The organism is Burkholderia arboris, from assembly GCF_902499125.1.
In the GTDB taxonomy this organism is placed as follows: domain Bacteria; phylum Pseudomonadota; class Gammaproteobacteria; order Burkholderiales; family Burkholderiaceae; genus Burkholderia; species Burkholderia arboris.
Genome location: NZ_CABVPX010000006.1, coordinates 282,755 through 299,760, shown reverse-complemented (window position 1 = coordinate 299,760; position 17,006 = coordinate 282,755). Strand labels below are relative to the sequence as shown.

17 protein-coding genes are annotated in these 17,006 nt (G+C 69.4%); 7 read left to right on the top strand and 10 right to left on the bottom strand.

All coding sequences use genetic code 11. The features are described from left to right. Window positions 1-216: 216 nt before the first annotated feature. The 8 genes from BLA15945_RS10450 to pdxR form a co-directional block, all read right to left on the bottom strand. Window positions 217-1,707, bottom strand: coding sequence for an efflux transporter outer membrane subunit (locus BLA15945_RS10450; RefSeq protein WP_174992258.1), 1,491 nt, complete (start codon window positions 1,705-1,707; stop codon window positions 217-219). 10 nt (window positions 1,708-1,717) lie between these two features. Beyond that, on the bottom strand, window positions 1,718-2,872 hold the full coding sequence (locus BLA15945_RS10445) for an ABC transporter permease (protein WP_059240695.1): 1,155 nt from the start codon (window positions 2,870-2,872) through the stop codon (window positions 1,718-1,720). Next, window positions 2,869-3,816, bottom strand: a complete 948-nt coding sequence (locus BLA15945_RS10440) for an ABC transporter ATP-binding protein (RefSeq protein ID WP_174992257.1) — start codon at window positions 3,814-3,816, stop codon at window positions 2,869-2,871. The genes BLA15945_RS10445 and BLA15945_RS10440 overlap by 4 nt, the downstream gene beginning before the upstream one ends. Then, window positions 3,813-4,778: an HlyD family secretion protein gene (locus tag BLA15945_RS10435; RefSeq protein WP_174992256.1), complete on the bottom strand. Its 966-nt coding sequence runs from the start codon at window positions 4,776-4,778 to the stop codon at window positions 3,813-3,815. Before BLA15945_RS10435 ends, BLA15945_RS10440 begins: the two co-directional genes overlap by 4 nt. Next, the gene (locus tag BLA15945_RS10430; protein WP_174992255.1) at window positions 4,775-5,476 is read right to left on the bottom strand and encodes a TetR/AcrR family transcriptional regulator; all 702 of its coding nucleotides are present in this window, start codon (window positions 5,474-5,476) and stop codon (window positions 4,775-4,777) included. Before BLA15945_RS10430 ends, BLA15945_RS10435 begins: the two co-directional genes overlap by 4 nt. A gap of 235 nt (window positions 5,477-5,711) precedes the next feature. Further along, complete coding sequence (locus BLA15945_RS10425; protein WP_059240692.1) at window positions 5,712-6,131, bottom strand: cupin domain-containing protein; 420 nt, start codon at window positions 6,129-6,131, stop codon at window positions 5,712-5,714. 10 nt (window positions 6,132-6,141) lie between these two features. After that, a complete protein-coding gene (locus tag BLA15945_RS10420; RefSeq protein WP_059240691.1) occupies window positions 6,142-6,579 on the bottom strand; it encodes a carboxymuconolactone decarboxylase family protein in 438 nt (145 codons plus the stop codon). Window positions 6,580-6,676: 97 nt separating this feature from the next. Continuing rightward, the gene (pdxR, locus tag BLA15945_RS10415; RefSeq protein WP_174992254.1) at window positions 6,677-8,161 is read right to left on the bottom strand and encodes a MocR-like pyridoxine biosynthesis transcription factor PdxR; all 1,485 of its coding nucleotides are present in this window, start codon (window positions 8,159-8,161) and stop codon (window positions 6,677-6,679) included. A gap of 208 nt (window positions 8,162-8,369) precedes the next feature. Here pdxR and BLA15945_RS10410 point away from each other — a divergent pair, with 208 nt between their 5' ends. The 6 genes from BLA15945_RS10410 (at window position 8,370) to BLA15945_RS10385 (ending at window position 14,472) form a co-directional block, all read left to right on the top strand. After that, window positions 8,370-9,287, top strand: a complete 918-nt coding sequence (locus BLA15945_RS10410) for a LysR family transcriptional regulator (protein ID WP_174992253.1) — start codon at window positions 8,370-8,372, stop codon at window positions 9,285-9,287. Window positions 9,288-9,409: 122 nt separating this feature from the next. Beyond that, entirely contained in the window at window positions 9,410-10,159 is a 750-nt protein-coding gene (locus BLA15945_RS10405) for an SDR family oxidoreductase (RefSeq protein ID WP_174992252.1), read from the top strand. Between the two features lie 568 nt (window positions 10,160-10,727). Next, the gene (locus BLA15945_RS10400) at window positions 10,728-11,414 is read left to right on the top strand and encodes a type 1 glutamine amidotransferase domain-containing protein (protein ID WP_059240687.1); all 687 of its coding nucleotides are present in this window, start codon (window positions 10,728-10,730) and stop codon (window positions 11,412-11,414) included. Window positions 11,415-11,554: 140 nt separating this feature from the next. Then, complete coding sequence (locus BLA15945_RS10395; protein ID WP_059240686.1) at window positions 11,555-12,664, top strand: NADH:flavin oxidoreductase/NADH oxidase; 1,110 nt, start codon at window positions 11,555-11,557, stop codon at window positions 12,662-12,664. Window positions 12,665-12,803: 139 nt separating this feature from the next. Beyond that, window positions 12,804-13,874, top strand: a complete 1,071-nt coding sequence (locus tag BLA15945_RS10390; protein WP_174992251.1) for an AI-2E family transporter — start codon at window positions 12,804-12,806, stop codon at window positions 13,872-13,874. Between the two features lie 223 nt (window positions 13,875-14,097). After that, window positions 14,098-14,472, top strand: a complete 375-nt coding sequence (locus BLA15945_RS10385) for a hypothetical protein (protein ID WP_059241002.1) — start codon at window positions 14,098-14,100, stop codon at window positions 14,470-14,472. A 42-nt stretch (window positions 14,473-14,514) separates the two neighbouring features. Here the strand turns inward: BLA15945_RS10385 and BLA15945_RS10380 are convergent, their stop codons facing one another. After that, entirely contained in the window at window positions 14,515-15,309 is a 795-nt protein-coding gene (locus tag BLA15945_RS10380) for an SDR family NAD(P)-dependent oxidoreductase (protein ID WP_059240684.1), read from the bottom strand. Window positions 15,310-15,494: 185 nt separating this feature from the next. On the opposite strand from BLA15945_RS10380, the gene BLA15945_RS10375 reads away from it, so the two are divergent. Next, entirely contained in the window at window positions 15,495-16,340 is an 846-nt protein-coding gene (locus BLA15945_RS10375; RefSeq protein WP_174992250.1) for an AraC family transcriptional regulator, read from the top strand. A 15-nt stretch (window positions 16,341-16,355) separates the two neighbouring features. On the opposite strand, the gene BLA15945_RS10370 is transcribed toward BLA15945_RS10375, so the two are convergent. Beyond that, entirely contained in the window at window positions 16,356-16,943 is a 588-nt protein-coding gene (locus BLA15945_RS10370) for a LysE family translocator (protein WP_059240682.1), read from the bottom strand. Window positions 16,944-17,006 lie beyond the last annotated feature (63 nt).

Here is a 17,006-nt window from a genome sequence, read left to right as displayed (position 1 = left end):
CGGCGACGGCGTGGGCGCAGGTTCGAAGCAGAACCAGATCGGCCTCGGCGTCGGCCTGATCCACCGCTTCTGATGTCGCGCGGCGCGCGAGCGCCGCTTGCGGCATGCGGTATGAAAAACCGGCCTTCGGGCCGGTTTTTTTATGGGCGGCACGCATGACGCGTCAGCCGTCGTGCGGCATCGGCCAGGTCGTGCGCGGGCGGTGCCACGGCTCGATCACTGTGTCGCATCGTCCGTCCAGCTTCCCGCCAGCGCCTGAAACAGCGCCGCCGTGTCGGCCAGCCGGTCGGCCTGCGCGCGCGTGCGGTCGAGTGCCGTCTGCAGCGCCTGCCGCTGCGTGTCGAGCAGGTCGAACGTGCTGATTCCACCTGCCGCGTAACGGTCACCGGCAATCGCGTGGCTTGCCGCCGCTTCCTGCGCGGCCGTGTCCCGTGCCTGCAAGGCAGCCGCATCGTGCTCGACCGCGCGCATCGCGTCGGCCACCTGTTGCAGCGCCAGCAGCACGGTGTCCCGATAACTCGCGAACGCGGCGTCGTATGCCGCTTCGGCCGCGCGTTTCTTCGCGCGCAGCTCGCCGCCGTGAAAGAGCGGCTGCGTGAGGCCGAGACCGACATTCCACACATTGAGCCCGCTGACGATATCCGCGATGCGCGTGCGCTCCGAACCGATTCCCGCCGAAATCGACAATCGCGGATACAGGTTCGCGGCGGCCACGCCGACGTTCGCGCTCGCCTGGTGCAGCACGGCTTCCGCCGCGCGGATGTCGGGCCGTTCGCGCGCGAGCGTCGACGGCAGTGCGACGGGCAGCGTGCGCGGCAGCGCGAGCGCATCGAGCGCGAGGTCGGGCAGCGTGGCGTCGGACGGCGGCGCGCCGAGCAGGATCGCAAGCCGGTGGCCGGCCTGTGCGAGACGGGCCGCGAGCGGCGGCAACGACGCCCGCGTCTGCGCGAGCAGCGCGCGTTGCGCGTGCACGTCGGCTAGCGATACGCCGCCCGCCGCGTAGCGCGCTTCGACGATCCGCAACTGGCGTGCCTGCGCGTCGAGGAGCTGCCGCGTGAGCGCGACCTGTTGCGCAAGCGATGCACGCAAGATCGCGGTGGCGACGACATTGCCCGCGAGTGTCAGTCGCGCGGCGTCGAGCGTGAAGGCCTGGTAATCGACCTGCGCGCGCAGCGCTTCGAGCGCACGCCGATTGCCGCCGAACACGTCGAGCACATACGACACGCTCACCGACGCGTCGTACAGCGTGAACGGTCCCGGGCTCGGCACGCTGGCCGGCAGCCCGAACGCGGTGGTATCGACTTGCTCGCGCGTGGCGGACAGGTTCGCGTCGACACGCGGCAGCATCGTCGCGCCGGCTTCGGCGGCGTGGTTCTGACGTGCCTCGTCGAGCCGCGCGCGTGCTTCGGCGAGCGTCGGGCTGTTTTGCCAAGCGGTGTCGACGAGCCGGTTCAACGGTTCGGAGTGGAACTGCGTCCACCAGCGTTGCGGCGTGTGGGCGGCTGGCGCGAACGTCTGCGCGTCGCCGGCCGGGCCGCTGGCGGCAACCGTGGTCGCGGGGGGCTCGCCCAGTGTGTACTGCTGCGTGGCCGGTGCGTCCGGCGTGTGGAAATCCGGCCCGGCCGCGCATCCGGCGACGAGCGACGCGGCGGCGGCCAATGCGCAGCCGTGGGCAGTGCGGGCGGGGCGACGCGAGGCCGGTTTCATCGCGGGCCGCCTAATCGAGCGTGCGCCGGTAGAAGCGCAGCGCGATGCCCATCACGACGACCGTGAACAGCGCGACCGGCCACACGGACGGCCACAGGTCGGCCCAGCCGTTGCCTTTCAGCAGGATGCCGCGCACGAGGCGGTTGAAGTAGGTGAGCGGCAGCAGGTTGCCGATGAACTGCGCCCACTTCGGCATCCCGGCGAACGGGAACATGAAGCCCGACAGCAGGATGTTCGGCAGGAAATAGAACACCGCGAGCTGCATCGCCTGCAACTGGTTCTGCGCGAGCGACGACAGCGTGATGCCGACCGTCAGGTTCGCGGCGATGAACAGCAGCGCGGACAGGTAGAGCGCGAACACGCCGCCGACGAACGGCACCTCGAACACGAACCGCGACGCGGCGACGATGATCGACACCTGGATCAGCCCGATCAGCACGTACGGGACGATCTTGCCCGTCATCACCTCGAGCGGCCGCACGGGTGTCGCGAGCAGGTTCTCCATCGTGCCGCGCTCGCGTTCGCGGGTGATCGCGAGGCCCGTCATCATGACCATCGTCATCGTCAGGATCACGCCCATCAGGCCCGGCACGACGTTGTACTGCGTGATGCCTTCGGGGTTGTAGAGCCGGTGCAGCACGACGTCGAACGCGGCCGGGCGGCCGTTCAGGCGCGCGAGCGGGCCCGTCAGGTCCTTGTCCGCGACCGGCTGCACGAGGCCCGGCAGCGCGCCGATCGCCGACGCGGTGGCGACGGGGTCGGTGGCGTCCGCTTCGACGAGCAGCGACGGGTGCTCGCCGCGCAACAGCCGCCGGGAGAAATCGGCCGGCACGCTCAGCACGAACTGCACGTCGCCGCGGGCGAGCGCATGGCGGCCGGCCGCTTCGTCGGGCAGCGTCGCGACGATGTCGAAGTACGCGGAATGGCGCATCGCGGCGATGAAGCTGCGCGCGAACGGGCTCGCGTCGGCGACGATCACGGCGGTCGGCAGGTGCTTCGGATCGGTGTTGATCGCGAAGCCGAACAGCGCGAGCTGGATGATCGGCACGCCGACGATCATCGCGAACGTCACGCGGTCGCGGCGCAGCTGCAGGAACTCCTTCAGCACGATGCTCCACCAGCGCGCGACCGAGAACGATTCGCGCAGGCTCGACCACGCGTTCATGACGACACCCCGCCGGGCGGCGCGGACGCGCGGCCCATCATGTAGATGAACACATCCTCGAGCCCGGTGTCGATCGGCGCGACGTGCAGAGCGGTATCGCGCGCAACCTGTTCGAGCGTCGCGTCGAGCCGCGCGCGATCGCGGCCGCTCACGTGCAGCGCCGAACCGAACACGACCGTCTGGTCGATGCCCGGCATCGTGCGCAGCCGCGCGGACAGTTCGGCCAGGCGCTCGCCGGTGATCGCGCGCGTCGACAGGTGCTGCGACGCGACGATCTCCGCCGCTGTGCCCTGCGCGAGCAGTTCGCCGTACGCGATATACGCGAGCTTGTGGCAGCGCTCGGCTTCGTCCATGTAGTGCGTGCTGACGAGCACCGAGATGCCCTGCGCGGCGAGCCGGTGCAGTTCCTCCCAGAAGTCGCGGCGCGCGGCCGGATCGACGCCGGCGGTCGGCTCGTCGAGCAGCAGCAGCTCGGGCTCGTGCAGCATGCACGCGGCCAGCGCGAGACGCTGCTTCCAGCCGCCCGACAGCGCGCCCGTGAGCTGGTCCGCGCGGCTCGCGAGGCCGAGCCCGTCGAGCGCACGCGCGACGGCCGCCTTGCGGTCGCGCATCCCGTACACGCGCGCAACGAAATCGAGGTTCTCGCGAATCGACAGGTCTTCCCAGTACGAGAAGCGCTGCGTCATGTAGCCGACGCGCCGCTTGATCTGCGCGCTGTCGCGCACGATGTCGTAGCCGAGGCAGGTGCCGCTGCCCGAATCGGGCGTGAGCAGACCGCACATCATCCGGATCGACGTCGTCTTGCCGCTGCCGTTCGGCCCGAGGAAGCCGAAAATCTCGCCGCGCGCGACGCGCAGCGACACGTCCTTCACGACGTGCTTGTCGCCGAACCGCTTGTTCAGCCGGTCGACGTCGATCGCGTACGGGGCAGACGGCGCGTTCATCGCACGCTCACGGCAACGGGCTGGCCCGGATGCAGTTTCGGTGCGTCAGCGACGGCGGGGCGCGCCTCGATCATGAACACGAGCTTGGTCCGGCTCTCGTTGCTGTAGATCACGGGCGGCGTGTATTCGGCCTCGCTCGACACGTAGGTGATGCGCGCGGGCACGTCGGCCGCACAGCCGTCGCAATGGATCGCGACCGTGTGCCCCGGCGCGAGCGAGGCGATGGCGGCTTCCGGCACGAAGAAGCGCACCTTCAGGTTCTGCGGCGGCAGCATCTGCACGACCGGATTGCCGGCCTGCACCCATTCGCCGACCCGGTACAGCGTGTCGTACACGCGCCCGGCGGCCGGTGCGGCGACACGCTTCTGGTCGAGCTTCCATTGCGCTTCGGCCACCGCCGCCTGCGCGGCGTCGACCTGCGCGGCCTGTGCCGCGACCTGTTGCGCACGGCCCGGCAGGCGCGCGACGTCGACCTGTTTCTGCAGTTCGCGCATCTGCGCGGCCGTCGTCTGCGCGGACGTGCGCGAATCGTCGAGCTGCTGCTTCGACAGGCCGCCGGCCGCGTACTGGTGTTCGTCGCGCGTGAGTTGCGCGGCGGCCCGTGCCGCTTGCGCGCTGGCTTGCGCGAGCTGTGCCTGAGTGACCGCGATTTCCGGCGGACGCTTGCCGGTCTGCAGGTCCGCCAGCTGCGCGCGGGCAGCCGCAAGCTGATGCTGCGCCTGCAGCAGCGCGGCCGTTTCGCTGGCGGCTTCGAGCGAGAATGCGGGCGCGCCGGCGGCGATGGCCTGGCCGCGTTCGACCGGCAACTGCGTCAGCGTGCCCGACTGTGACGACGACAGGTACACGAATTCGCCTTCGACATAGCCCTGGTAGGTCGCGCCGTTGTCCGTCGAGCGTCCGCAACCGGCCAGCAGCGCGACGGCGGCGGTCAGCGCGAGCGGTAGCACGTGGGCCGCGTTCACGACGGCCTCCGAGGCGACGGGGCCTGCGGCGTACGCGGCGCGGCGGCGGGCGGCTGCACGCCCGAGCCGAGCAGCGCGCGGACATGCCGGTGCAGCGCGTCGCGGTCGATCGGCGGCAGGCCGCGCGCGCTTTGCCACAGTTTCGCGGTGGCCAGAGGGAGCATCACGAGCGCGATGATCGAGTGGAACAGGAACGCCGGTTCGAGCGCGGGGTTCAATGTGCCGGCCTGCTGCGCGGCGCGGATGCGTTCGGCGAAGCGTCCGATGTGTTCGAGCGGAATGCGCCGCACCATCCGCTCGCGCAGCAGCCCGCCTTCGTGGACGATCTCGCGCAGCCAGATCGACGGCAGCCAGGGCATGCGGTGCGTGACGTCGAAGAAGCGGTCGACGAGTTCGGCGACGAGCGCGAACGGATCGTTCTCGATCCGCGGTTCGGTCGGCCGCCAGACGAACGCGATGACTTGCGCGAGCCGCTCCTCGACGATCGCGTCGAGCAGTTGCTCGCGGTTCGTGAAGTAGTAGTGGACCATCGCCGACGTGACGCCGGCGGCGGCGGCGATCTGCGCGACCGTCGTCGCGGCGATGCCGCGCTCGGCGAACAACTGGATCGCGACGTCGAGCATGTGGCCGCGCAGGTCGAAATCGTCCACCGACGGGCGGCGCCCGCGCGGCTTGGGGTCTGTCGATTTCGCGCTCATGAAATCGACGCTAATTGATGAGTTAGTTAATTTCAAGGAAGGGTTTTCGCCGCGCTTGACCGGGATCGGACGGGCGTCGAAGCGGCGCGCGGGCGAGCGCGGTGCGACGTGGCCGCGGGCCGTGCGCGGCCGGTGTCGTGTAGGGAGCAGTTAACGGGAAACGGTGACGAACCGGCGGGGAAGCCGGTGGCGGAGCGGGGCGCGCACGAGGTGTCACACGCGCCCCGGAACGGGATTACTGATCGATCGGCGACGTTAGCGGCGCGTGCTCGCCGGTCAGCCCGAACACGACGAGCTGCGCGGGCTCGGTCGCGCTCGCGTTGCGCGACACCTGGTGGCGCGAGCCGGGCGCCTCGTACCAGCCTTCGCCGGCGCGGTAGCGGTGCAACGGACCGCCGTTCACCTGCGACAGCACTTCGCCTTTCGACACGACGGCAAATACCGAGCCGAGGTGCTTGTGCGCGTCGGACGCCTGACCGGGTGCATAGTCGACGGTCGCGACGACGACGAGCTTGCCGGGCGCTTCGGGCACGGCCTGCTGCATGACGGCATGCACGTTGTCGCCTGCGTCGTGCGCCTGGGCGGCGGCCGGCAGCGCCGCGCCGAGCACGAGCGCGGCGCACGAAACGACGCGATGGAGCGGGGAGCGGATCATCGTCGCCTCCTTACTCGGGCATCTTGCGGAACGCGATCGCGAAGCGGTTCCACGAGTTGATCGTTGCGATCAGCATCGACAGGTCGAACAGCTCCTCGTCGGTGAAGTGCGGCTTCACGGCTTCCCAGATGGCGTCCGGCACGTGGTTGCTGGCCACCAGCGTCAGCGCCTCGGTCCATTCCAGCGCCGCGCGTTCGCGCTCGGTGAAGAACGGCGTTTCGCGCCAGGTGACGACGGTTGCAAGACGGCGGTCGGTTTCGCCGCCCTTGCGCGCGTCGGTCGTATGCATGTCGACACAGAACGCGCAGCCGTTGATCTGCGACGCGCGCAGGCGGACGAGTTCGGCGAGCGGCTTCTCGATCGAGCTCTTCGCGAGGAATTCCTCGGCGTTGCGCATTACCTTGATTGCATTCGGGCTGGCGGCATAAAAGTTCAGGCGCGGTTGCATGGCAGGTCCTTGTTCGGTTGGGTAGCGCCCGGGTGGCGCGACAGGACCCACTTTAAGACTCGGGCTGGCCTGCTTGAATAGCCAATTTCGCGGAAATTCAGGTAACCAGTGACGGCTCGCCGGCGATGCCCGAACCGAGCAGCCCGGCCAGCTTCGCGAGTGCCGTGTCGATGCGCAGCGCGTCGATGCCGCCATAGCCGAACAGCAGCCCCGCGCGGACCGGCACGCCGACATGGAACGTCGAGATCCCGTACAGGCCGATGTCCTGCGCACGCGCTGCGCGGACCAGCGCCGCTTCGTCGATCCCCGGTTTCAGGTGCGCGGCGAGGTGGATGCCGGCCGTCGGCACGATCGTGTCGAACCACGGCGCGAGTTCGCCCCGCAGGTGCGCGATCAGCATCTTGCGGCGCGCGTCGTAGTGCTTCTGCACGCGCTTCAGGTGCCGGGCGAAATCGCCTTCGAGCATGAAGCGCGCAAGCGCCGCCTGCGTCAGCGTGCAGGTGTGCCAGTCGACGATCTGCTTCGCCTTGGCCAGCGCGCCGCGCAGCGCGCGCGGCGGAATCGCGTAACCGATCCGCAGTTCGGGAAAGATCGTCTTCGAGAACGTGCCGACGTACGCGACGAGGCCGGTGCGGTCGAGGCTCTTCAGCGATTCGACCGGCCGGCCTTCGAAACGGAATTCGCCGTCGTAGTCGTCCTCGATGATCACCGCGCGGCGCCGCTGCGCCCATTCGAGCAGCGCGACGCGGCGATCGAGCGTCATCGGCATGCCGAGCGGGAACTGGTGCGACGGCGTCACGTAGACGAGCCGCGCTTCGTCGGGCAGCCGTTCGGTGACGAGGCCGTGCGCATCGACCGGCACGCCGATCACCGTCGCGCCGAGCGACGCGAACGCGGCGCGCGCGGGCGGATAGCCGGGATCCTCGACCGCGACGACGTCGCCGGGGCGCACGACGACACGCGCGAGCAGGTCGAGCGCCTGTTGTGCGCCTTGCGTGACGAGCACGTCGTCCCAGCTGCACCCAACCGCGCGGCTGAACGCGACGTAGCGCGCGATCGCGCCGCGCAACTGCGGATCGCCGGCCGGGTCGTGGTACTGGCCGGGGCCGCGCGCCTGCTGGCGCAGCGCGTGATGCAGGCAGCGCCGCCACGCATCGAACGGGAACAGCGTCTTGTCGGTCACGCCGCCGCGGAAGTCGAAGCCCGGCGAATCCTGCGGCGTGGGCATCGCGAGCGCGTCGGGGAGGTCGTTCCACAGCGCGCGTGCGTCGACCGCGCTGACGCGCGGCGTGTCCTCGACGATCGACGGTGCCGATGTGGCCGCGGCGTGCGGCACGCGCGCGAGGCCATCGGCGACGAACGTGCCGTCGCCCGCGCGCGTATTCAGGTAGCCCTCGGCGACCAGGCGCTCGAACGCATCGAGCGTCGTCTTGCGCGACACGCCGAGCTGTTTCGCGAGGTCGCGCGTCGACGGCAGCCGCGCGCCGCCCGCGAGACGCCCGTCGACGATCGCGGTGCGCAGTTGCCGGAAGATTTGCCCGGTCAGGTCGTGACGGCCTTCGATGCGGATCGCGATGTCCATCACAGTGGTTACCTCGATCGGGGTGATTTTGTGCCGATCAGCATACCGGAAGTCGGCTGCGCCAGCGGCGGTTCGGGGTGGCGAGCGGCTTGGCGCGATGCCGGCCGGGCCGCCCATTCCCGCGACGGGCGCCAGCCGCCGCCGGCCGATTGGACCGCAGCCCGCGGCTGCCTTACGATCCACGACAACCTCACCCCGGAGCGACCTCATGCTGTCCGAAGACGAACTGGCGCTGCTCGATGCGATCCGTGCCACCGGCAGCCTGTCGCGTGCGGCCGCGCGGCTCGGCAAGGCGCCGTCGACGGTGTCGCACGCGGCGCGCCAGCTCGAGACGCGGTTCGACGCGCTCCTGTTCGACCGGCGCGGCTACCGGTTGCAGCTCACGCCGGCCGGGCACGTGCTGGCCGACGAGGCGGTGCGATTGGCGCTGGACGTCGCGCGGCTCACGCAGCGTGTGCGGCAGGTCGCGAGCGGCTGGGAGGACCGGCTGTGGATCGTCAGCGACGAGGTTCTGGAGTTCGATACGCTGCTGCCGGTCGTCCGCGCATTCGACGCGCTCGATTCGGGCGTGTCGCTGCGTTTCACGCACGAGGTGCTCGGCGGCACCTGGGAAGCGCTGCGCGACGGCCGCGCGGATCTGGTCGTCGGCGCGACCAACGAGCCGCCGGCGATTCCGGGCTTCAAGTGGTTCGAGCTCGGCGCGATGGAGTGGGTGTTCGCGGTGTCGCCGCGCCATCCGCTGGCATCCGCGAGCGGCGTGCTGACGCGCGACGCGATCGGCGCGCATCGCGTAGTCGTCGTCGCCGATTCGTCGCGGCGGGCGGCCGGCCGTGCGTACGGGCTGCTCGGCGGGCAGCCCGTGCTCGCGGTGCCGTCGATGCGCGCGAAGATCCTCGCGCAGCGCGACGCACTCGGCGTCGGCTGGGTGCCGCGCCGGCGCGTGACGTCGTTGCTCGCGCGCGGTGATCTGGTCGAGAAGCAGACGGCCGATCCACGCGAGCCGAACCTGCTGTATGTCGCGTGGCACGGTGACCGCGACGGCCGTGCGCTGCAATGGTGGCTCGAGCAACTGCACGAGCCGAGACTCGCGCAGCGGCTGCTGGACGGGATCGACGTGACCGGCTGACTCGGCGCGCCCAAACATGTTCGATGTTTTCGAACATGTCCGTCGCGGCCGTCGTACGGCACGGCCGGGCGCCGCGCGCATCCTGTGTTCACGGTCAACTCACCGGTTCACAGGAGAACATCATGCAACGCTTCGAAGGAAAAACGGTCCTCGTCACGGGCGGCAACAGCGGCATCGGCCTGGCAGCCGCCCGGGCATTCGCGGCTGAAGGTGCACGGGTCATCATCACCGGACGCGACATCGAGACGCTGGAAGCCGCCCGGCAAACGCTCGGCGAAGGTGCGCTGGCGATTCGCAACGACGCCGGCAGCGTTGCGTCGGCCCGCGCGCTGGCGGACGCGATCGCGACGGCCGGCGCACGGCTCGACGCCGTGTTCATCAACGCGGGCGTCGCGAAACTCGCGCCGTTCGCCGACAGCGACGAGGCCATGTGGGACCTCGTGTTCAACACCAACGTGAAGGGCGCGTATTTTCAGATCCAGTCGCTCGTGCCGCTGCTGAACCGCGGCGCGTCGATCGTGATCAACGGCTCGATCAACGCGCACATCGGGATGCCCGGCTCGTCGGTGTATGCGGCGAGCAAGGCGGCGGTCAATTCGTTCGCGAAGACGCTGTCGACGGAACTGCTGCCGCACGGCGTGCGCGTGAACGTCGTCAGCCCGGGGCCGGTGCAGACGCCGCTGTACGGCAAGCTCGGGCTCGATGCGGCGACGCTCGACGAGACGGCGGACAAGATCAAGGGCCTCGTCCCGGTCGGCCGCTTCGGCACGCCGGAAGAAATCGCGTCGACGGTGCTGCACCTGAGCGCGGCGGAATCGGCGTTCATCGTCGGCGCAGAAATCATCGCGTCGGGCGGAATGGGGTTGCTCTGATCCGCGACACGGACGGGGCCGTCACCGGGCGATGCAACACTCCGGGCGGACGGTCCCCGTCATCTGCCGGACGGGAGCGTGCGAACCGCGCCTGTCGGGACGCACAGGCGCCCGCCATCGAGGCACGCGACACCGACGGCCCGCTGCACGGCCAGCCGGCGCGGGAGCGCGGCGGAATCGGCCGCGGATGTTGCCGGGGGGTGTCCCGCGTTCCGCGCGGGTCGACGAAAAGGCCATGACGCCGGCAGGGGCGAATGCCCGTTGCCCTAGACGACCGGTCTAATTCGACGCTATCATCCGTCCCGTGAATGCGACGACGTATTCGGGCCCGGACAGCCAAGACGCGAAAATGCCATTTCGCGCTGCGATGCTGTCCAGGCAGCGAGACGCCGTCGTTTTATTTGGTTTGCTTCTAGACGACTGGTCTAATAGGTGCGGAGGGCATTCGACTCGATGAATCGCACGTTGACGCGCCAGCGCTGACTAACCGACAGGCGTGCCGCGCCGACCGGCCGACTCCGGTTGCGCGGCCCCGTTCCCCCGTTCAATTTCGAAGGAGTGTCCGATCATGAAGATTCTGGTTGTCCTGACCTCGCACGACACGCTCGGCGACACCGGCAAGAAGACCGGCTTCTGGCTCGAGGAACTGGCCGCGCCGTACTACACGTTCAAGGATGCGGGCGTCGAGCTGACGCTCGCGTCGCCGAAGGGCGGCCAGCCGCCGCTCGACCCGAAAAGCAGCGATCCGTCTGCGCAGACCGATGCGACGCGCCGCTTCGACGCGGATGCGGCGGCCAAGGCCGAACTTGCGTCGACGCACAAGCTGACCGACGTGTCGGTGGACGACTACGACGCCGTGTTCTACCCGGGCGGCCACGGCCCGCTGTGGGATCTCGCCGAGGATCTGCATTCGATCGGCCTGATCGAGCGTGCGCTCGCGGCCGGCAAGCCGGTCGCGACCGTCTGCCATGCGCCGGGCGTGCTGCGGCACGTGAAGAACCCGCAGACCGGCGAGTCGGTCGTGCGCGGCAAGCGCGTGACGGGCTTCACCAACAGCGAGGAAGCCGCGGTCGAGCTGACCGAAGTCGTGCCGTTCCTCGTCGAGGACATGCTGAAGACCAACGGCGCGGAATTCGAGCGCAGCGCCGACTGGGCGCCGCATGTCGTCACCGACGGTCTGCTGATCACCGGGCAGAACCCCGCGTCGTCGGAGCCCGCCGCCGAGGCGCTGCTCGCGAAGCTCGGCCGCCGGTAATGCATGACGCCGGCCGGGCCGGCGCCGTTTCCCCTCCGTCGCCGGGCGCAACCGGCCCGCCGACGGCCCGAATCGTTGCGTCGCGCGCACCGCGCGCCGCATTTCCAGCCGTTTTGCAGAACCAAGCAAAGGAGTCGTGGATGTCTGCCCTGTTCGAACCGTTCAAACTCAAGGATGTCACGCTGCGCAACCGCATCGCGGTGCCGCCGATGTGCCAGTACGTCGCCGAAGACGGTGTCGTCAACGACTGGCATCACGTGCATCTGGCCGGCATCGCACGGGGCGGCGCGGGCCTCGTGATCGCCGAGGCGACGGCCGTGTCGCCGGAAGGACGCATCACGCCGGGCTGCGCCGGGCTGTGGAACGATGCGCAGGCCGAAGCGTTCGCGCCGTCGGTCGCGGCGATCAAGGCGGCGGGCTCGGTGCCCGGCATCCAGCTCGCACACGCGGGCCGCAAGGCGAGCGCGAACCGGCCGTGGGAAGGCGACGACCATATCGCCGACGGCGATCCGCACGGCTGGCCGACCATCGCGCCGTCGGCCGTACCGTTCGGTGCGCACCTGCCGAAGGTGCCGCGTGAAATGACGCACGACGACATCGCCCGCGTGCAGGCCGACTTCGTCGCATCGGCGAAGCGTGCGCGAGACCTCGGCTTCGAGTGGCTCGAACTGCATTTCGCACACGGCTATCTCGGCCAGAGCTTCTTCTCGGTGCATTCGAACCAACGCACCGACGAATACGGCGGTTCGGCCGAAAACCGCGGCCGCTTCCTCGTCGACACGCTCGCGGCCGTCCGCAAGGTCTGGCCCGAACATCTGCCGCTGACCGCGCGCCTGGGCGTGATCGAATACGACGGCCGCGACGAAGAGACGCTCGCGGAATCGATCGCGTTGACGCAGCGGATGAAGCAGGAAGGGCTCGACATGCTGAGCGTGTCGGTCGGCTTCTCGACGCCCGCCGCCCAGATTCCGTGGGGCCCGGCCTTCCTCGCGCCGATCGCCGAGCGCGTGCGCCGCGAGGCCGGGCTGCCGGTGTCGTCCGCGTGGGGGATCGACACGCCGCAACTGGCGAACCGCGTGGTCGCCGAAGCGCAGCTCGATCTCGTGATGGTGGGCCGCGCGCACCTGGCCGATCCGCACTGGCCGTACTACGCAGCGAAGCAGCTCGGCGTCGAACGCCCGTCGTGGACGCTGCCTGCGCCGTACGCGCACTGGCTCGAGCGTTACCGGATCGCCGACAAGGTGGCCTGAGCGGGCGCATCGACGGAGCGCCGGGGCGGCCCGCGTGTCACGCGTGTCGCCGCCGATCCGGCGCCGATGGATAGAATGGCGGTTCGTGCAGGCCGGATGCCTGCGCGAACCGCCATTTTTCCATTTCGACAGAGGTGCCATGGGCGCACATGTCCCGTCGTCTCACGATTCCGCCACGCGGCCGCGCGTGCAGCAGATCGCCCGCGTCGCGCTGTATGCGGCGCTGCTGGTGCTCGCGCTGTGGGTGATCCGCGATTTCCTTCCTGCCATCGCGTGGGCCTGCGTGATCGCCATCGCGATGTGGCCGCTGCTGAAGCGCTTCGAATCGCACCGGCTGTTCCGTGACCGGCCGACGCTGATCGCGACCGTCATCACCGCAGGGATTTCGCTGCTCGTCGTGCTGCCGGTGGCGGTCGCGGCGAGCCAGGCGATCGCGCAGGCGCATGACCTGCGCGAGTGGCTGCGCACGATCCAGGACAACGGCATCCCGTTGCCGGATGTGGTCAGCCGGTTGCCGTACGGCGCGGCGCAGATCACCGAATGGTGGCAGGCCAATCTCGGCCATCCGCTGCACGCAGCCAGCGCGATGCACGGCGTCAACGGCGAGAAGTTCATCGCGTTCGGCCGGCAGTTCGGCACGAAGCTCGCGCACGGGCTGCTCGAATTCGGTTTCATGCTCGTTACGCTGTTCGTGATCCTGCGTGCCGGCCACAAGCTGTCGGGGGCGTTGCTGCAGGGGGCGCGGCGCGCGTTCGGGCGCAACGGCGCGGAACTGATCGAGCGCATGGTCGCGGCCGTATTCGGCACGGTGACGGGGCTCGTCGTCGTCGGGCTCGGCGAGGGCGCGCTGCTCGGCGTCGCCTATGCGCTCGCGGGCGTTCCGCACGCGGCGCTGCTCGGCCTCGTCACGGCGGTCGCCGCGATGCTGCCGTTCTGCGCGCCGGTCGTGTTCTGCGGTGCGGCGCTCTGGCTGTTCGTACAGGGGGCGACCATGTGGGCCGTCGTGGTGGCGGCGCTCGGGTTCATCGTCGTGTTCATCGCCGAGCATTTCGTGCGGCCGGTGCTGATCGGCAGTTCGGCGCGGCTGCCGTTCCTGCTCGTGCTGTTCGGCATCCTCGGCGGCGCCGAGACGTTCGGCCTGATCGGGCTGTTCGTCGGCCCGGCGCTGATGACGGTGCTCACGATGCTGTGGGCCGAATGGATCGCCTGAAGAGGCAGGCCGTCGCGCCGCTTTGACGAAGCGGCGCGGCAGGATCGATGCGTGTACGCGCATCGATCCTGCCGGAACGGTCGGTCGCGATCCGGTTTGCGCGAAAGCCGGCAATGCAGGAATTCGTATACGGTTCTCTATATTTCTTTTCGATCCGGACCCAAAGGTCTAGTAGCATGGGGCTTTCGATCACGCCGGCATGGCGCAGCAGATTTTCCCAAGCATGCGATTGATTCCGATGTCCCGTCCCGCGGCAACGCTGTCCCTGGCCGCCAGTTGCCTGATGTTGCACGGCTGCGCGTGGTTCGACTCGTGGCTGCCGTTTTCGTATTCGCGCACGCCGCTTGCACGGGCCGCGTCGCGGCACGGCGCGACGCGCGCCGACGTCGTCCGCGCCGCCGGCAACCCGCGCAGCGTCTGGATGGTCCGCAACGGCAGCGGCGTCTGCTACAACTACTTCATCGAGCACGGCAACGATCACCGGTCGTACTTCGTCGTCTTCGACAAGGCCGGCGTCGTCACGCAGTACGGCTTCGATTCCTGCATGGACGCCGACCGCAAGGGCACGCTCCAGCCGGGCAAGGCCGCCTCGCGCTAGCGCGGCGGCGCGCGCCGCCCCCGCGCAACGCGCCGGCCGGCGTCATGCGATCGTGTCGAGCACGCCGCCGTCGGCGCGCAGCGCGGCGCCCGTCGTCGCCGAAGCCAGCGGCGAACACACGTACACGACCAGGTTCGCGATTTCCTCGGGCAACGCCGGCCGCTGGATGATCGAGGTCGCCCGCTCGGTGCGCACGAAATCGACCGCGACGTCGTCGATGCTGCGGCCCGTTTCGTCGGCCTGCGCCTTCAGCATCGCGCGCACGCCTTCCGACATCGTCGGCCCCGGCAGCACCGAGTTGACGGTCACGTTCGTGCCGGCCGCGAGCTTCGCGAGGCCGCGCGCGATCGACAACTGCGCGGTTTTCGTGAACCCGTAATGAATCATGTCGACCGGGATGTTCAGGCCCGATTCCGACGAAATGAACACGATGCGACCGGCATTGCGTTCGATCATCCCTTTCAGGTAATGCCGCGCGAGCCGCACGCCGGACATCACGTTCATCTGGAAATAATGTTCCCATTCTGCGTCGTCGATGTCGAAGAACGCCTTCAGGCCGTAGATGCCCGCGTTGTTGACGAGGATGTCGGCATCGGGCGTGTGCTGCGTGACGCGCGCGACGCCGGCTGCGTCGGACAGGTCGGCGGCGACCCCGTCGAAGCTTGCGCCGGGCACGGCGTCGCGCAGTTTCGCGAGCGCGGACTGCACCGACGCGTCGCTGCGGCCGTTGACGACGACGCGCGCGCCGGCTTGGGCGAGCCCTTCGGCGATCGCGAGCCCGATGCCGGCGGTGGAGGCGGTGACGACCGCGGTCTTGCCTTTCAGATCGATTTGCATGTGCGTGACGGGGGAAGGGTGAACGGGACCCGGCGCGCGTGCCGCGGCGGCCGGAACTCAAAGCTTAGGCGAAACGGCGCGGTCCGGTGTCGAAGCCGGCGATCCGGCGATCCGGCGATCCGGTTGCGCGGCGTCGCACAGTCTTGTACGGTGAGCGTTCGCCGTCCGAACCGGGAGCCCGCCGCGTGAGCCGTACCGCCAACCGATCCATCGACCCGTCGCCGTTCTGGCGCGACGCCGCGCTGCCGTTCATCGAGGCGCGCACGGTCGATGACGGGCGCGAGATCTGTTACGCGAAGCACACGCACGACACGTTTTCGGTGGGCGCGATCGTCGGCGGTACCAGCACCTACATGAACGGTGCGATGAACGAACAGGTCGGGCGCGGCGTGCTCGTGATCATCGATCCGGAACAGGTGCATGCGTGCAACCCGTACGGCCCCGATGCGTGGGCGTACCGGATGGTCTATGTCGACGTGCCGTGGCTTGCGCGGCTGCAGCATTCGCTGGGCCACGATCCGAACGCGGATTTTCGCGGCTTTTCACCGAAGTTGACCGAGCGGGACGACCTGTTCGCGCAATTTGGCGGTTTCTACCGCACACTCGTGTCGCCTGCCGCCGAGCCGCTGGGAAAGGAGAGCGCGGCCGTCGAATTCTTCGCCGCGCTGCACGGCGCGCTCGATCGCGAGCTGCCCGACCCGCGGCCAGGCGACGACAACGCCAAACTCGCGCGCGCGGCTGACTACATCGCCGCGCATTGCCGCGAGGGCGTCACGCTCGATGCGATCTGTGCGGCGGCCGACCTGTCGCCGTCCTACCTGATTCGCGCCTTCAACGCGCGCTACGGGATGACGCCGCATGCATTCCTGATCGATCGCCGCGTGCAGTACGGCCGTACCGAGCTGCGCCGCGGCCGGCCGATCGCCGAAGTCGCGCTCGATGCCGGCTTTGCGGACCAGGCGCATTTCCAGCGCGCATTCCGGCGGATTGCCGCCGCGACGCCCGGGCAATACCGCAGCGCGATGCGCTGAGTTGCGCGGCTGCAGCTACACGTCGAGCAGAAACAGCGCGCTGCCCGCGAGCAGCAATGCCATCAGCCGGTTGAATACGCGCATGCGCCGTGCGTTCGCGAGCCGGTGCCGCAGCGACGCGCCCGCATACGCCCAGCAGGCGATCGACGCGAAGCAGATCACCAGATACAGCGCGGCGAATTGCCAGACCTGCGCGCGGTCGCCATCGGCCGCATACGCGCCCATCGCGGCCACGCACGCGAGCCACGCCTTCGGGTTGAGCCACTGCATCGCTGCGCCGGCCGCCGCCGACGGGCCGGCCACGTCCGGATCGGCTGACAGCCGGCCGTCGTCGAGCGCGAGCCGCAGCGCCATGTATAGCAGGAATGCGATCCCGGCCCATTGCGTGGCGGTCGTCAGCACGGGCCAGCGCGCGAGCGCCGCGTGCAGGCCGAGGCCGATCAGCAGAAAGAGCGCGACGAAGCCCAGCGTCGCGCCGGCCGCGTAGCGCAGGCTCGCGCCGAGCCCGTGGCGGGCGCCCGCGCTGAGCGCGACGATGTTGACGGGACCGGGGGTGATCGAAGAGGCGAGCGCGAACGCGGCCATCGAAACCAGCATGCTCATCAGGGGTCTCCATGCGAAATGTCGAAAGTCGCATCGAGACTACGGGAGCCGTTTCGGCCCGTA

Coding starts and splice junctions, on each gene's coding strand:
- BLA15945_RS10450 (WP_174992258.1), bottom strand. CDS start 1,707: ATGAAACCGGCCTCGCGTCGCCCCGCCCGCACTGCCCACGGCTGCGCA.
- BLA15945_RS10445 (WP_059240695.1), bottom strand. CDS start 2,872: ATGAACGCGTGGTCGAGCCTGCGCGAATCGTTCTCGGTCGCGCGCTGG.
- BLA15945_RS10440 (WP_174992257.1), bottom strand. CDS start 3,816: ATGAACGCGCCGTCTGCCCCGTACGCGATCGACGTCGACCGGCTGAAC.
- BLA15945_RS10430 (WP_174992255.1), bottom strand. CDS start 5,476: ATGAGCGCGAAATCGACAGACCCCAAGCCGCGCGGGCGCCGCCCGTCG.
- BLA15945_RS10425 (WP_059240692.1), bottom strand. CDS start 6,131: ATGATCCGCTCCCCGCTCCATCGCGTCGTTTCGTGCGCCGCGCTCGTG.
- BLA15945_RS10420 (WP_059240691.1), bottom strand. CDS start 6,579: ATGCAACCGCGCCTGAACTTTTATGCCGCCAGCCCGAATGCAATCAAG.
- pdxR (WP_174992254.1), bottom strand. CDS start 8,161: ATGGACATCGCGATCCGCATCGAAGGCCGTCACGACCTGACCGGGCAA.
- BLA15945_RS10410 (WP_174992253.1), top strand. CDS start 8,370: ATGCTGTCCGAAGACGAACTGGCGCTGCTCGATGCGATCCGTGCCACC.
- BLA15945_RS10405 (WP_174992252.1), top strand. CDS start 9,410: ATGCAACGCTTCGAAGGAAAAACGGTCCTCGTCACGGGCGGCAACAGC.
- BLA15945_RS10400 (WP_059240687.1), top strand. CDS start 10,728: ATGAAGATTCTGGTTGTCCTGACCTCGCACGACACGCTCGGCGACACC.
- BLA15945_RS10395 (WP_059240686.1), top strand. CDS start 11,555: ATGTCTGCCCTGTTCGAACCGTTCAAACTCAAGGATGTCACGCTGCGC.
- BLA15945_RS10390 (WP_174992251.1), top strand. CDS start 12,804: ATGGGCGCACATGTCCCGTCGTCTCACGATTCCGCCACGCGGCCGCGC.
- BLA15945_RS10385 (WP_059241002.1), top strand. CDS start 14,098: ATGCGATTGATTCCGATGTCCCGTCCCGCGGCAACGCTGTCCCTGGCC.
- BLA15945_RS10380 (WP_059240684.1), bottom strand. CDS start 15,309: ATGCAAATCGATCTGAAAGGCAAGACCGCGGTCGTCACCGCCTCCACC.
- BLA15945_RS10370 (WP_059240682.1), bottom strand. CDS start 16,943: ATGAGCATGCTGGTTTCGATGGCCGCGTTCGCGCTCGCCTCTTCGATC.